Consider the following 14,335-nt stretch of genomic DNA (forward strand, 5'->3'; position numbering starts at 1 on the left):
GCCGTCTCAGACGCCCGCCGTACGCTCCGGCTCGCCCTTGATCGAGCGGACCAGCAGGTGGGCGACGTCCACGACCTCCAGCGACTCCTTGGCCTCGCCGGCGTTCTTCTTCTCGTTGATCGCGTCGCCGAGCATCACCAGGCAGAACGGGCACGCGGTGGAGACGGTGTCGGGATCGGTGGTCAGCGCCTCGTCCACCCGCTCGGTGTTGATGCGCTTGCCGATGCGCTCCTCCATCCACATGCGCGCGCCGCCCGCCCCGCAGCAGAAGCCGCGGTCCTTGCAGCGGTGCATCTCCTGCGTACGCACGCCCGGAACCTTGGCCATGATGTCGCGCGGCTGCGTGTACACCTTGTTGTGCCGGCCGAGGAAGCACGGGTCGTGGTAGGTGATCTTCTCGTCGATCGGCGTGATCGGGGTGAGCCTGCCCTCCTCGACCAGCTTGGCCAGCAACTGCGTGTGGTGGACGACCTCGTAGGTGCCGCCGAGCTGCGGATACTCGTTGGCCAGGGTGTTGAAGCAGTGCGGGCAGGTGGCCACGATCTTCTTCACGCCGGCGTCGTTGAGCGTCTCGATGTTCTGCTGGGCGAGCATGTTGAACAGGAACTCCATGCCCAGCCGCCGGGCCGGGTCGCCGGTGCACGCCTCCATCGGGCCGAGCACCGCGAACCTCACCCCGGCGATGTGCAACAGCTCGGCGACCGCCTTGGTGGTCTTCTTGGCCCGGTCCTCAAGCGCGCCGGCGCAGCCGACCCAGAACAGGTACTCGACGTCCTCGGGCACCTTGTCCTCGACGACGGTGACCTCGATCGGGTCGTCCTCGCGGGAGGCGAGCTCCTCGACCCACTCCAGGCGCTTGTCCTCGGCCAGACCCCACGGGTTGCCGCGGTTCTCCAGGTTCTTCAGCATCGTGCCGGCCTCGGACGGGAAGCTCGACTCGATCATCACCTGGTAGCGGCGCATGTCGAGGATGTGGTCGATGTGCTCGATGTCCACCGGGCACTGCTCGACGCAGGCGCCGCAGTTGGTGCACGACCACAGCACGTCCGGGTGGATCACGCCGTCCTCGCCGACCAGCGGCTTGTCCACCAGGGCGAGCACGTCCTGCGGCAGCTTCTCACGCTCTTGTTCGGTGGCGAGCAGGTACGGCGCGACGGCGAAGGCGTGGTCGCGCTGGTCGAGGATGAGCATCTTCGGCGACAGCGGCTTGTCGGTGTTCCACGCCGGGCACTGGGACTGGCAGCGGCCGCACTCGGTGCAGGTGTAGAAGTCGAGGAAGCCCTTCCAGGTGGTGTCCTCGATCTTGCCGCGGCCGAACACGTCGGTGTCGGGGTCGGCCTCCTCGAAGTCGAGGATCTTGCCGTTGCTGCGCATCGGCTGCGCCGCGCCCAGGCCGTCGGGGCGGCGGGAGAACAGCACGTTCATCGGCGCGGTGGCGATGTGCAGGTGCTTGGAGTTCACCACGATCACCAGGAACACCAGCATCACGGCCAGGTGCAGCAGCAGACCGATCGGCTCCAGCACCTCGTTGGCGCCCTCGCCGAGCGGACGCAGCCAGGAGGCCACCGTCTCGGAGGCGAAGGCTCCCGACGCGTACGGGAAGTTGCCGGTGTTGATCGCGGCGGCGCGGAACAGGAACAGCGTCCAGATCACGTTGAAGATCATGAAAAGGACGAGCCAGGCGCCGCCCAGGTGCGAGCCGGAGAAGCGGGACTTGCGGCCCAGTTTCTTCGGCGAGGTGCGGACGCGGATGGCCGTGAAGGTGACGAGGCCGAGCAGGCAGGCCACCGCGATGAAGTCCTGCAGGAAGCCGAGCACCGGCCAGGTGCCGATGATCGGGATGTGGAAGTCGGGGGTGCCGGTGATGGCGCCCTGGATGAGCGCGCCGTACCCCTCCAGGTAGACGGTCGCCAGGATGAAGAACGCCCACATGACGAAGAAGTGGGCGGTGCCCGAGGGGGTCCACTTCAGCAGCTTGCGCTGGCCGAACACCTCGACGAGTTGGGCCTTGATCTCGTCGGGGACGTGGGTTTTCGCATATTCGATCCGCTCGGGAGCGGGCTGGCCGCTGGTGGCGAGACGGTAAAGGAAGCGCACGCGGCGGGCGGCGAGCGCGACGGCGACGGCGGTCATTGCCAAACCGATGATCGCTATGACCAGCACGGGTCCTCCAAAGTACGGCGCTTCACACTACCTCAAAACTACTGGCCAGTAACTTATGGACTCAGTGCACCGATACTAGAACAATGCTCTACCGCGGGTCACGGGGAGGGTCTCCCCCGACGGCACGGCGCCGCGAAATCCCAGGCCGCGTCGCTCAGGCCCGTCGTTCAGGCCCTTTTCGTGCCTCATCGTCCAGGCCGCGCCGTTCGGACGGCGGCATCCCGGTCGGCGTCAGCCCACCAGATAGCGCTGGAGGGTCGGCCCCACCAGGTCGACGAGTTCGTCGATCGTGGCCGAGGCGAGCGGCTCAATCCGCAGGATATACCTCATCATCATCAAACCGGACATTTGAGCCACAGCGGCCTGCATCCGAACATAGGGGATGTCGAGGGCGTTGGCCAGGCGAGACACGATCGCCTGGTTGAAGAACTCCCGCAGCGTGGCCGCGGCCTGCTCGTTCGTCATCGCCGCGCGGAACAGCCCGACCACCGGCTCGACGGCCTCACGATTGTGCATCAGCGTCAGCAGGACCCTCGCCACCCGCCGCCCCAGCTCCTCCCGCGGCCCGTCGAGGATCTGCGGCACGACCTGGCTGGGATCCATCGGCAGCCGCATCGCCGCCACGAACAGGCCTTCCTTCGTGGCGAAGTAGTGGTGCACGAGCGCCGGATCCACCCGTGCCTCCCGGGCGATGCCCCGGATCGTCGCCTTGTCGAACCCCTTCTCCGCGAACGTCTTGCGCGCCGCCGCGAGAATCTCCCCGCGCGTGTCCGCCGACCCCGGCCGCCGCCCGGGCCGCCGCCCCGCCGCCGGCCGCCCGCGCCGCTTCACGCCCTTGTGGGCCTTATCGGCCGTACCGGCCTTATCGGTCGTGTCGGTCGCGTCCCGCCCGGGCGTGCCGGGCTCGGTGGTCACTTCGACGCCGGCGAGGCCGCCAGGTGCAGCCGGGCGAACGCCAGGCCCTCGGCCAGGTCGTCGATGCGCTCGGTACGGCTCGCCGCCTTCCGGGTGTTGATCTCCAGCACGATGAGCCCACCGTACCCGGCCTTGGCCAGGCGCTCAAGCAGCGGCGCGCACGGCTGCGAGCCGCGCCCCGGAACCAGGTGCTCGTCCCGGTTCGTCACGCCGACCCCGTCGGCCAGGTGCACGTGCGCGAGCCGGTCGCCGAGCTTCTCGGCCATCTCCATCGCGTCCGAGCCGGACACGGCCGTGTGCGACAGGTCGAGCGTGACCTGGGGGAAGTCGTGGTCCACCGGATTCCAGTCGGGCGAGTACGGCACGACCTTGTTGCCCCGGGCACGCAGGGGGAACATGTTCTCCACCGCGAAGACGACGTCGGTCTGCTCGCGCATGCGGGCCAGGCCGGCCTCGAAGTCGCGGGCGTAGTCGCGCTGCCAGCGGAACGGGGGATGCACCACGACGGTGCTCGCCCCGAGCCGCTCGGCGGCCTTCTGCGCCCGGACCAGCTTGGCCCAGGGGTCACGCCCCCAGACCCGCTGGGTGACGAGGAGACAGGGCGCGTGCACGGCCAGGATCGGCACCTGGTAGTGATCGGACAGGCGCTCCAGGACGTCGATGTCCTGACTCACCGGGTCGGCTCCCACCATGATCTCCACGCCGTCGTAGCCCAGGCGCGCGGCCAGCTCGAACGCGTCCGGAGTCCGCTCCGGATAGACCGACGCCGTGGACAATGCGATCTTCGCGTTGGGTACGCGGATGACGTGTGTCACGTCTGCAAGCCTAAGCGGTTGGCATGGTCGGTCGTGGCGTATGCCCGTACGGTGATGGCGTGGCGAGCATCACTACAGGGGCCATACCAAGTCCAAACATCTGGAACAACCCCAAAACGTACGAATTGGAGAACCGCGCCGTCGATCCGGACGGCCTGGCCGACGCCGCGATCACCGCGATCCGGAGCTGGTCGGGCGGCACCGTCCTCGACGTCGGCTGCGGCACCGGTTTCCACCTGCCCGGCTACGCCCGCACCGCCGCGGCCGTCATCGGTGTCGAGCCGCACGCGGGCCTCGCCGCCCTGGCCGCCCGCCGCTGCCGCGACCTGCGGAACGTGACGGTCCGCACCGCCGCCGCCCAGGACCTCCCCCTGCCCGACGCGAGCGTTGACGTGGCCGTCGCCCGCTGGGCGTACTTCTTCGGCCCCGGCTGCGAGCCCGGCCTCGCCGAGCTCTCCCGCGTCGTCCGCCGCGGCGGCGCCGCCTTCATCATCGACCTCGACGCCACCCGCGGCCCCTTCGGCCACTGGTTCGCCCGCTCGGTCCCCCAGTACGACCCCGCCGCCGTCGAGGCGTTCTGGTCCCGCCAGGGCTGGCACCGCCGCGAACTCGACCTGCGCATGGTCTTCACCGACCGCGCCGACCTGGAGGCCGTCCTGCGCATCGAGTTCACCCCCGAGGTCGCCGAGCAGGCCATCGCCGAGACGCCCGGCCTCGTCGTCCCCTACCCCAACGTGCTCCGCTGGCGCCACTACGGCCCCTGACCCCTCCGCCGATCCTTCCGCCCCACTAGCCGCCCCACTAGCCACGGCCGCCCGGCCGCCACGGAGATCGCCACCAAGGCCGCCCGCCCGGCGCGGACCACGAGCAAGGGCCTGGGGCCGCGCGGCGTAGAGAAACACCTGATCCCCCGGCGCGGACCACGAGCAAGAGCCTGGGGCCGCGCGGCGTAGAGAAACACCTGATCCCCCGGGGGCGGGCGATCCGAGGCGATCGCGGACGACGACGGACTCCGACCACGCGCCGGCGGTGCCGTGGGGCAGGCGGCCCGCCGCGGCCGAGCCGACGGCGAGCGTGCAGACGGGCCGGGGCCCATCCTCGGTCTGCAGGCGGGGCGGCCCGAGCGTCGCCGCGAAGGCCCTGCCGCCGAAGTGTTCCGTCCGGCGCTCGACGCACTGCTACCGCCGGGACCACCGGTGAAGAGCCTGGCCCTGTCCGGGCCGGGCCTGCACGGCCCGGCTCCGACACGAAGGACCGGCGGTGCCGCGAATTCGGTCGGTCCGGACCTGTACGGTGCCGTCGTGACCACCACGACCATGCACGCGTCCTCCGGCCCCCGCGGGCCGTGGCCGCGCGCACTCCCCCCGGCCGCCGTCACCGCGTCGCCGGCGGGGCGCGTCCGGGCGGCGTGCTTCGGGTGGCCGTTGTCATGAGGAGGATCCAGTGGCCAAGGCCGCGAAGCCGGGATATCGGTGCACGGAGTGCGGGTGGCGCACCACCAAATGGGTGGGGCGGTGCGGGGAGTGCCAGGCGTGGGGCACCGTCGACGAGGAGGGCGCGCGGCCGGGCGCCCGGGTCGTGCAGGCCGCGCCGGTCTCCGCGCCGGCCGTGCCGATCGGGCAGGTCAAGGCCGAGGTCGCGCAGGCGCGCACGACGGGCGTGGGCGAACTGGACCGGGTGCTCGGCGGCGGCCTGGTGCCCGGCGGAGTCGTGCTGCTCGCCGGTGAGCCGGGCATCGGCAAGTCGACGCTGCTGCTCGACGCGGCGGCGCGGCTGGCCGAGCGGGAGACCGTGCTGTACGTCACCGGGGAGGAGTCGGCGGCGCAGGTACGGATGCGGGCCGACCGCATCGGCGCCGTCCGCGACCGGCTCTACCTGGCCGCCGAGACCGAGCTCGGCGCGCTCATCAGCCACGTCGAGAAGATCGAGCCGAGCATGCTCGTCGTGGACTCGGTGCAGACGATCGGATCGGCCCAGGTCACCGGCATCCCCGGCGGGTCCACGCAGGTACGGGAGGCCGCCGCCAACCTGGTACGGCTCGCCAAGGAACGGGACATGTCCACCGTCCTGGTGGGCCACGTGACCAAGGACGGCTCGATCGCCGGCCCCCGCGTCCTTGAGCACCTGGTCGACGTGGTGCTGAACTTCGAGGGCGACCGGCACTCCCGGCTGCGCATGGTCCGCGCCGTGAAGAACCGATTCGGCCCCACCGACGAGGTCGGCTGCTTCGACCTGCACGAGCGCGGCATCGAGGGCCTCGCCGACCCCAGCGGCCTGTTCGTGTCCCGCCGCTCCGAGCCCGTCCCCGGCACCTGCGTCACCGTCACCGTGGAGGGCACCCGTCCGCTGCCCGCCGAGGTGCAGGCGCTCGTCGGCCCGACCGAGGCCCAGCAGCCCCGCCGTACCTCCTCCGGGCTCGACCCCTACCGGGTGGCGATGGTGCTGGCCGTCCTGGAGCGCCGCCTCAACGCCCGCCTCGGCGGCTGCGACGTCTTCACCGCGACCGTCGGCGGCATCCGCCTCGTCGACCCGGCCGTGGACCTGGCGGTGATGCTCGCCGTCGCCAGCGCCGCCGGCGACAAGGCCCTACCCGCCGGCCTCATCGCCATGGGCGAGGTCGGCCTCGCCGGCGAACTCCGCCCGGTCCGCGACGTACGCCGCAGACTCGCCGAGGCCGCCCGCCTCGGCTTCTCCCGCGCCCTGGTCCCCACCGGCTCGCTGGAGCCCACGGCCCCGCCCCTGCCCGCCCCCGAACGCGGACGCCACCTGGTGCCGAGAGCCGCCAAGGTCCGCACAACGACGTTCCAACCCGGCTTCGAGGTCATCGAGGCCGAAAACGTCTGGGACGCGTTCGCCCACGTCGGATGAGCCCACCGAACCGGCCGGTCCCGGCCAGGCGCTCGACGCCACAAGGCCGACGAAATGACCCCCGCCCCTTGGAATGGTCTGGGTCGCCAGTCGGGCCATCGGCGGCGCGATCCCACCGCCCGGGCGCACCCCGGCGACACGGGTCGTCTCGCGACGGCCCCGTGAGGCCAGGGCGGCGTCGGCACAGGGGTGGGCCGGTGCCGTGACGGACGGGACGGCAACGAGAGACGCTTGTCGGCTTCGAAATGGTCCATTTCGCCGACCGGACCATCACAGGCCAACCCCACCCCCGGCTCGCACGGCCAGCGCGGCGTCGACACGGGGGCGGGCCGGTGCCGTGACGGACAGCACGGCAACGAGAACGCTTATCGGCTTCGAAATGGTCCATCTTGCCGACCGGACCATCACAGGCCAACCCCACCCCGGCCCCGTACGGCCAGCACGGCATCGGCGCAAGAGCAGGCTGGTGCCGGGGCGGGCAGGGCGACGAGAAACGCATGTCGGCTGAGAAACCGGGGCTTGCGAACTAGGCTGGCCCAGGTGGGGGGTCAGGTTGCGATGGACGACAGGGGACCGGACGAACGGCGGCGGGCCATCCTCGCGGCGGTCGCTCCGGGCACCGCGCTGCGCGACGGGCTGGAGCGCATCCTGCGCGGCCAGACGGGCGGGCTGGTCGTGCTCGGCTATGACGCCTCGGTGGAGAAGCTGTGCTCGGGCGGGTTCGAGCTGGACGTGGAGTTCTCCGCGCCAAGGCTGCGGGAGCTCGCCAAGATGGACGGCGCGATCGTGCTGAGCTGTGGCGATCATCGGATCGTGCGGGCGGCGGTGCATCTGGTGCCCGATCCGGGCATTCCGACCGACGAGTCCGGCACGCGGCATCGGACCGCGCAGCGCGTCTCCCGGCAGACCCGGTTCCCCGTCGTCTCGATCAGCAAGTCGATGCGGATCATCGCCCTCTACATCGACGGGGTGCGCCACCTGCTGGAGGAGTCGGCGACGATCCTGTCCAAGGCGAACCAGGCGCTGGCCACGCTTGAGCGGTACAAGCTCCGGCTGGACGAGGTCACCGGGGCGCTGTCCGCGCTGGAGATCGAGGACCTGGTCACCGTGCGGGACATGTCCGCGGCCGTGCAACGCCTGGAGATGGTGCGCCGCATCGCCGATGAGATCGAGGGCTACGTCGTGGAGCTCGGCACCGACGGCCGTCTGATCGCGCTGCAACTGGACGAACTGGTCGCCGGCCTCGACGAGGATCGCGTCCTCATCGTGCGCGACTATCTGCGCGCGGGCCCGCGCCGGTACGCCGACGCGCTGCACGACCTGGACCGCCTGTCCCCCGCCGAGCTGCTCGACCTCTCCGCCGTCGCCGAGGTCCTCGGCCACAACGCCTCCGGAGGGTCGCTGGACGGCTCTGTGAGCCCCCGAGGCTTCCGTCTGCTCGCCAAGGTGCCCCGCCTACCCACGCCCGTCATCGACCGTCTCGTCGACCATTTCGGAACCCTGCAGAAGCTCCTCGCGGCCAGCATCGACGACCTGCAGTCCGTCGACGGCGTGGGCGAGGCCCGCGCCCGGAGCATCCGCGAGGGGCTCTCCCGGGTGGCCGAGAGCTCGATCCTCGAACGCTACGTCTGAGCGAGCCGCCGTACCGGCCACGCGCGTGCGAGGAGCGAGCGGTCAGCGTAGGTGGAAGACGGCCTTCGGGCTGCGCAGGGAGCCGGTGACGGCGGTGGCGACGTAGGTGCCGGAGCGGGCCGTCGGGCGGGAGGCCGAGCAGTCGCGGCCGGAGCGGCGGCGATCCCAGTCGACGGTGCGGATGAAGGGGACACCGCGTTCGAGGCGGCGTAGCCGCCGGGAGTCGCCGCTCACGCAGTCGGCGCTCGACCACACGCGGTCCGGGCCGGAGGTGATCCGCATTTCGAGGCCACGGGGACCGACGTCCGTGACGCAGTCGTCGGGTCCGGTGTTGACCAGCATCACCAGGAAGCGCGGCCGTACCTTGGCGCCGTAGACCTCCTGCAGGCCCTCCAGGTGGACGACCAGATCCTTCTCCTCGCACTGGCCGCCGGGGCGTCGCATGGGCCGCGGCGTGGGCGAGGCGGCGGTGTCGGCGTCTGCGTCGGCATCTGCGTCGGCATCTGCGTCGGCATCTGCGTCGGCGTCTGTGTCGGCTGCGGTGTCGCCCGAGGTGCCGGCGGCGGGTCGCGCGTTCGCGACCTCGCCGGAGCCGTCGGCGTTCCGCCCCTGGGCCGCGGCCGAGGAGTCGCGGCCGCCTGCGGCGTCGGTGGACTCGCCAGGCGTTCTGGTGCACGCCCACACCACCAGGGCGACCACCACGAGCAGCGCGGTGAGCACCGAGATGCGGCGGCGCCAGTAGACATCCGGGTCCGGCACCCCGACGTCACCACGAAACGTGTCCGGATCCATGCGGTCAGTATGTGGACGCCTGACGGGCGACGAGCGGGGGCGCGCCAGTCCTTTAAGCTCCCTGGGGTGTCCCTGTCACTTCGCGAGCCCATTTTGAACTGGTACGCCGAGAAGGCGCGTGACCTGCCCTGGCGACGTCCCGACGCGACGCCGTGGGGCATCCTGGTCAGCGAGATCATGCTGCAGCAGACGCCCGTCGCCCGCGTGCTGCCCGTGTGGGAGGTCTGGATGCGGCGCTGGCCCGCCCCCGCCGACCTGGCCGCGGAGCCGCCCGGGGAGGCGGTGCGGGAGTGGGGGCGGCTGGGCTATCCGCGCCGGGCGCTCAACCTGCACGCGTGCGCGCGGGCGATCGTGGCCGAGCATGACGGACGGGTGCCGTCCGAGTACGAGCGGCTGCGGGCGCTGCCCGGCATCGGGGACTACACGGCGGCGGCCGTCGCCAGCTTCGCCTACGGCGGGCGGCACGCGGTGCTGGACACGAACGTGCGGCGGGTGCTGGCGCGAGCCGTACAGGGGGTGGAGTATCCGCCGAAGACCACCACCGCCGCCGAGCGGAGACTCGCCGAGTCGCTGCTTCCCGCCGTGGACGCGCCCCGGTGGGCGGTGGCCGTCATGGAACTGGGCGCGCTCGTCTGCACGGCCCGCTCCCCCCGCTGCGCGGACTGCCCCATCGCCGCCCGCTGCGCCTGGCGTCTGGCCGGACGCCCCGCCCACGACGGCCCGCCGCGCCGGGGCCAGACCTACGCGGGCACCGACCGCCAGTGCCGTGGCCGCCTGCTGGCCGTCCTGCGCCAGGCCCACGGCCCGGTCCCCAAACCGGCGCTTGACGTCGTCTGGGACGACGCGGTGCAGCGCGAGCGCGCGCTCGACGGCCTCATCGCCGACGGCCTCGCCGAGGTCCTCGACGACGGCACCTACCGCCTTCCCGCCTGATCGGGGGGCGGCTCTCGCTCGTCAGGCGGCGAGCTTGAAGCCCAGGGCGGTGAGGCTGCGGCGGGTCCAGTCGAGTTCGTCGGCGAGGCGGGCGACGAGGGCGGCCGGGCCCTTGGTCTTCTTGATGGCGGACAGGTCGTGGGACTCGACCTCGATGTGGGCGCTGCCGTTGACCGAGCCGGACAGCAGGGCCGTCATCGTGTCCTGGAGCACCGGCTGGGTGCTGGGCAGGTCGCCGGCGGGGCCGCGGGTGTGCTCGTGGTCGTGGACGTGGCAGAGCCGCACCACGGGGGCGCCCGCGCGGGCGAGGCCGCGTAGGGCGTCGCCGGTCTGCTCCTGGCCGTTCGACAGGTGGCAGGCGTCCAGGCAGACGCCCAGGTGCTCGGGGTCGATGCCGCCGACGCGTTCGAGCGCCTGCTCGGTGGTCTCGATGACGCAGCCGGGCCAGGGCTCGAAGCCGACGCGGATGGTCTTGCCGGTCACGCTGTAGAGGCCGCGCAGTTCGCGGGAGAGCCGCTCCAAGCGGCGGTTGGCGATCGCCTGCAGGTCGGCGGGCCAGTCGCGGCGCCAGCCGATCGGGATCGTGGAGATCGAGCCGTGCTGTACGTCGTCCGGCAGCAGGAAGGCGAGGATCTTGGCGAGGGCCATCGTGTAGCGGTAGCGCTCGGGCTTGGCCCAGTCGGGCCCGGGGGCCTCCTGGTGGCGGCCGCCGGTGCCGTTGAGGCCGACGACCTCCAGGCCGCGCTCCTCCAGCGAGCGGCGCAGCCGTACCAGTTCGATGCGGTCGGCGATGAGGTGGTCGGCGACCGCGGGGGCGAGCCAGAGCCCGACGCCCAGCCGCTCCACGCCGAGCTTGCGGCGCACCGGTACGGCGTAGCGGGTCAGGTGGGCGATGAGGTTCTCCAGATCCTCGGCGGGGTGAACGCCCGCGTTGTATGCCAGGTGGACGAGCGTGCCCTCATCGTGACGCAGGCGCATCCCGGTGCCTCCCAGTTCTCCCCGTGCGTTCGACGTTGAATGCCCTCATGCGACCGGCAGGTCGCCGGGGACACCGGTTCACCCTCCGCAGGGATCTCCCGGCCGGCTCGCACGATGGTGCCCGGTGTCCGTGGCATCGCGCGTCACCCGTGCAGCCGATATCGAGGTACATCGACAGGTTGATACTCTACAAAGTGTAGTACTACCACTGGTGGCGGAAATCCTCAATCTCACGTCCTGAAGCGGACGGTGTGAGGTTCGCCGCAGGTCACCGATCGATGCCCGGGTGTGATCGGCCGCCTCCGGCGGCTTCCCGCCGCTACGCCGGTGAGACTGCAGCGCATCCGACCGCGTGCCATACCCGCCCATGTCCGTCCAGGCTGACCCGCTCGGATCACGCCATTGAGGCGGGCTCGCCCGTTAGGCGGCGAGCTTGGAGCCCAGGGCGGTGAGACTGCGGCGCATCCAACCGCGTGCGATCTTTGGCAGGCCACGCGATCCTGGCAGGCGTGGTCCGCACCGCCCAAGTGTCGCGATCTTCAGCGACCGTGGGTGACCCCGCCTTATCATCGCCCCCCGATCATCTCGTGCGCGATCATCTCGTGCCCGATCGCCTTGGGCGGGTCCAGGCATGAGAAAACCCCGCGTGAGCGGCTCACGCGGGGTTCTCTATGGGACGATCAGTGCCTGATCGGACCGGCGATGGCGGCCGCCGAGTCGGGCACCTCGCTCTGGGCGCGGCTCTCGCCGGTGAAGACGAACTTCGCCGCGTCGCCCTCGCCCTCGACGTCGACCTTGACGAGCTGGCCGGCGCGGAGTTCGCCGTACAGGATCTTCTCGGACAGCGCGTCCTCGAGCTCGCGCTGGATCGTCCTGCGCAGCGGGCGGGCGCCCATGACCGGGTCGTAGCCACGGTCGGCGAGCAGCTGCTTGGCCGCCGGGGTGAGCTCCAGGCCCATGTCGCGGTCCTTGAGCCGGGCGTCCACCTGGGCGAGCATCAAATCGACGATCTCGATGATCTCCTTCGGCGTGAGCTGGTGGAAGACCACGATGTCGTCGACGCGGTTGAGGAACTCGGGCCGGAAGTGCTGCTTGAGCTCCTCCTGGACCTTCGCCTTCATCCGGTCGTAGTTGCTCTCCACGTCGTTGGACTTGGCGAACCCGACCCCGATGCCCTTGGAGATGTCCCGGGTGCCGAGGTTGGTCGTCATGATGATGACGGTGTTCTTGAAGTCCACCACGCGGCCCTGGGCGTCGGTCAGGCGACCGTCCTCCAGGATCTGCAGCAGCGAGTTGAAGATGTCCGGGTGGGCCTTTTCGATCTCGTCGAACAGGACCACGGAGAACGGCTTGCGCCGGACCTTCTCGGTGAGCTGGCCGCCCTCCTCGTACCCGACGTAGCCGGGCGGGGAGCCGAACAGCCGCGAGACGGTGTGCTTCTCCATGAACTCGGACATGTCAAGCTGGATCAGCGCGTCCTCGTCGCCGAAGAGGAACTCGGCGAGGGCCTTGGACAGCTCGGTCTTCCCCACGCCGGACGGGCCGGCGAAGATGAACGAGCCGCCGGGACGGCGCGGGTCCTTCAGGCCGGCGCGGGTACGCCGGATCGAACGGGACAGACCCTTGATCGCGTCGTCCTGCCCGATGATCCGCTTGTGGAGCTCGTCCTCCATGCGGAGCAGCCGCTGGGACTCCTCCTCGGTGAGCTTGAAGACCGGGATGCCGGTGGCGGTGGCGAGGACCTCGGCGATGAGCTCCTCGGTGACCTCGGCGACGACGTCCATGTCGCCGGCCTTCCACTCCTTCTCCCGGCGCTCGCGCTTGAGCTGGAGCTGCTTTTCCTGGTCCCGCAGCGCGGCGGCCTTCTCGAAGTCCTGCGCGTCGATCGCGGACTCCTTCTCGCGCCGCACGTTGGCGATCTTCTCGTCGTACTCGCGCAGGTCCGGCGGGGCGGTCATGCGGCGGATGCGCATCCGCGAGCCGGCCTCGTCGATGAGGTCGATCGCCTTGTCGGGCAGGAACCGGTCGCTGATGTACCGGTCGGCGAGCTGGGCGGCGGCCACCAGGGCGCCGTCGGTGATGGAGACCCGGTGGTGCGCCTCGTAACGGTCGCGCAGGCCCTTGAGGATCTCGATGGTGTGGCTGAGCGAGGGCTCGGCCACCTGGATCGGCTGGAAGCGCCGCTCCAGCGCGGCGTCCTTCTCCAGGTGCTTGCGGTACTCGTCGAGCGTCGTCGCGCCGATGGTCTGCAGCTCGCCGCGGGCCAGCATCGGCTTGAGGATGCTGGCGGCGTCGATCGCGCCCTCGGCGGCGCCCGCGCCGACCAGCGTGTGCAACTCGTCGATGAACAGGATGATGTCGCCGCGGGTGCGGATCTCCTTCAGCACCTTCTTCAGGCGCTCCTCGAAGTCGCCGCGGTAGCGGGAGCCGGCGACCAGGGCCCCGAGGTCCAGCGTGTAGAGCTGCTTGTCCTTGAGCGTCTCGGGCACCTCGCCCTTGACGATCTTCTGGGACAGCCCCTCGACGACGGCGGTCTTGCCGACGCCGGGCTCGCCCACCAGGACCGGGTTGTTCTTGGTCCTGCGGGACAGGACCTGCATGACCCGCTCAATCTCCTTCTCCCGGCCGATCACGGGGTCGAGCTTGCCCTCGCGGGCGGCCTGGGTCAGGTTGCGACCAAACTGGTCAAGCACAAGGGAGGTGGACGGCGCGGCCTCCTGCGGCCCACCGGCTGCCGCGGGCTCCTTGCCCTGGTAGCCGTGGAGCAACTGGATGACCTGCTGCCGCACCCGGTTGAGGTCGGCGCCAAGTTTCACAAGAACCTGGGCCGCCACGCCCTCACCCTCACGGATGAGGCCGAGCAGGATGTGCTCGGTACCGATGTAGTTGTGACCAAGTTGCAGGGCCTCGCGGAGCGACAGCTCAAGGACCTTCTTGGCACGCGGGGTGAACGGAATGTGCCCCGACGGTGCAGACTGCCCCTGGCCGATGATCTCCTCGACCTGCTGGCGCACACCTTCAAGACTGATGCCCAGGCTCTCCAGAGCCTTGGCGGCAACGCCCTCACCTTCATGGATCAAGCCAAGAAGAATGTGCTCAGTACCGATGTAGTTGTGGTTGAGCATCCGGGCCTCTTCCTGGGCCAGGACGACAACCCGCCGCGCGCGGTCGGTGAACCTTTCGAACATCTCGTCGCTCCTCACAGAGCGGGTACAGGCGGGTCCAGGAGATCCGGGCCC

10 protein-coding genes are annotated in these 14,335 nt (G+C 70.7%); 4 read left to right on the top strand and 6 right to left on the bottom strand.

The features are described 5' to 3' along the window. Positions 1–6 precede the first annotated feature (6 nt). From AB0K60_RS18980 to AB0K60_RS18990, 3 genes are all read right to left on the bottom strand, one after another. Positions 7–2,133, bottom strand: coding sequence for a (Fe-S)-binding protein (locus AB0K60_RS18980; RefSeq protein WP_364056117.1), 2,127 nt, complete (start codon positions 2,131–2,133; stop codon positions 7–9). Between the two features lie 261 nt (positions 2,134–2,394). Next, entirely contained in the window at positions 2,395–3,078 is a 684-nt protein-coding gene (locus AB0K60_RS18985; protein ID WP_364056120.1) for a TetR family transcriptional regulator, read from the bottom strand. Then, positions 3,075–3,893, bottom strand: coding sequence for a sugar phosphate isomerase/epimerase (locus AB0K60_RS18990; RefSeq protein WP_364056123.1), 819 nt, complete (start codon positions 3,891–3,893; stop codon positions 3,075–3,077). The genes AB0K60_RS18985 and AB0K60_RS18990 overlap by 4 nt, the downstream gene beginning before the upstream one ends. 59 nt (positions 3,894–3,952) lie before the next feature. On the opposite strand from AB0K60_RS18990, the gene AB0K60_RS18995 reads away from it, so the two are divergent. The 3 genes from AB0K60_RS18995 to disA all read left to right on the top strand — a co-directional run bounded on the left by AB0K60_RS18995 (position 3,953) and on the right by disA (position 8,393). Next, positions 3,953–4,657: a methyltransferase domain-containing protein gene (locus AB0K60_RS18995; RefSeq protein ID WP_364056126.1), complete on the top strand. Its 705-nt coding sequence runs from the start codon at positions 3,953–3,955 to the stop codon at positions 4,655–4,657. Positions 4,658–5,336: 679 nt separating this feature from the next. Further along, complete coding sequence (gene radA, locus AB0K60_RS19000; RefSeq protein ID WP_364056129.1) at positions 5,337–6,761, top strand: DNA repair protein RadA; 1,425 nt, start codon at positions 5,337–5,339, stop codon at positions 6,759–6,761. A 540-nt stretch (positions 6,762–7,301) separates the two neighbouring features. After that, positions 7,302–8,393, top strand: a complete 1,092-nt coding sequence (gene disA, locus AB0K60_RS19005) for a DNA integrity scanning diadenylate cyclase DisA (RefSeq protein ID WP_364056132.1) — start codon at positions 7,302–7,304, stop codon at positions 8,391–8,393. 42 nt (positions 8,394–8,435) lie between these two features. Here disA and AB0K60_RS19010 read toward each other — a convergent pair whose 3' ends face one another. Further along, complete coding sequence (locus tag AB0K60_RS19010) at positions 8,436–9,185, bottom strand: hypothetical protein (RefSeq protein ID WP_364056135.1); 750 nt, start codon at positions 9,183–9,185, stop codon at positions 8,436–8,438. Positions 9,186–9,251: 66 nt separating this feature from the next. Between AB0K60_RS19010 and AB0K60_RS19015 the strand changes: the two genes are divergently transcribed. Further along, positions 9,252–10,118 carry an A/G-specific adenine glycosylase gene (locus AB0K60_RS19015; RefSeq protein ID WP_364056138.1) on the top strand — a complete coding sequence of 289 codons (867 nt, stop codon included), beginning with the start codon at positions 9,252–9,254 and terminating at the stop codon, positions 10,116–10,118. Positions 10,119–10,139: 21 nt separating this feature from the next. Here the strand turns inward: AB0K60_RS19015 and AB0K60_RS19020 are convergent, their stop codons facing one another. Both AB0K60_RS19020 and AB0K60_RS19025 read right to left on the bottom strand, forming a co-directional pair. Further along, a complete protein-coding gene (locus AB0K60_RS19020; protein ID WP_364056141.1) occupies positions 10,140–11,096 on the bottom strand; it encodes a TIM barrel protein in 957 nt (318 codons plus the stop codon). Between the two features lie 680 nt (positions 11,097–11,776). Beyond that, the gene (locus tag AB0K60_RS19025) at positions 11,777–14,284 is read right to left on the bottom strand and encodes an ATP-dependent Clp protease ATP-binding subunit (protein ID WP_364056144.1); all 2,508 of its coding nucleotides are present in this window, start codon (positions 14,282–14,284) and stop codon (positions 11,777–11,779) included. Between the last annotated feature and the right edge of the window lie 51 nt (positions 14,285–14,335).

Source organism: Thermopolyspora sp. NPDC052614 (genome assembly GCF_040678635.1).
GTDB lineage: Bacteria > Actinomycetota > Actinomycetes > Streptosporangiales > Streptosporangiaceae > Thermopolyspora.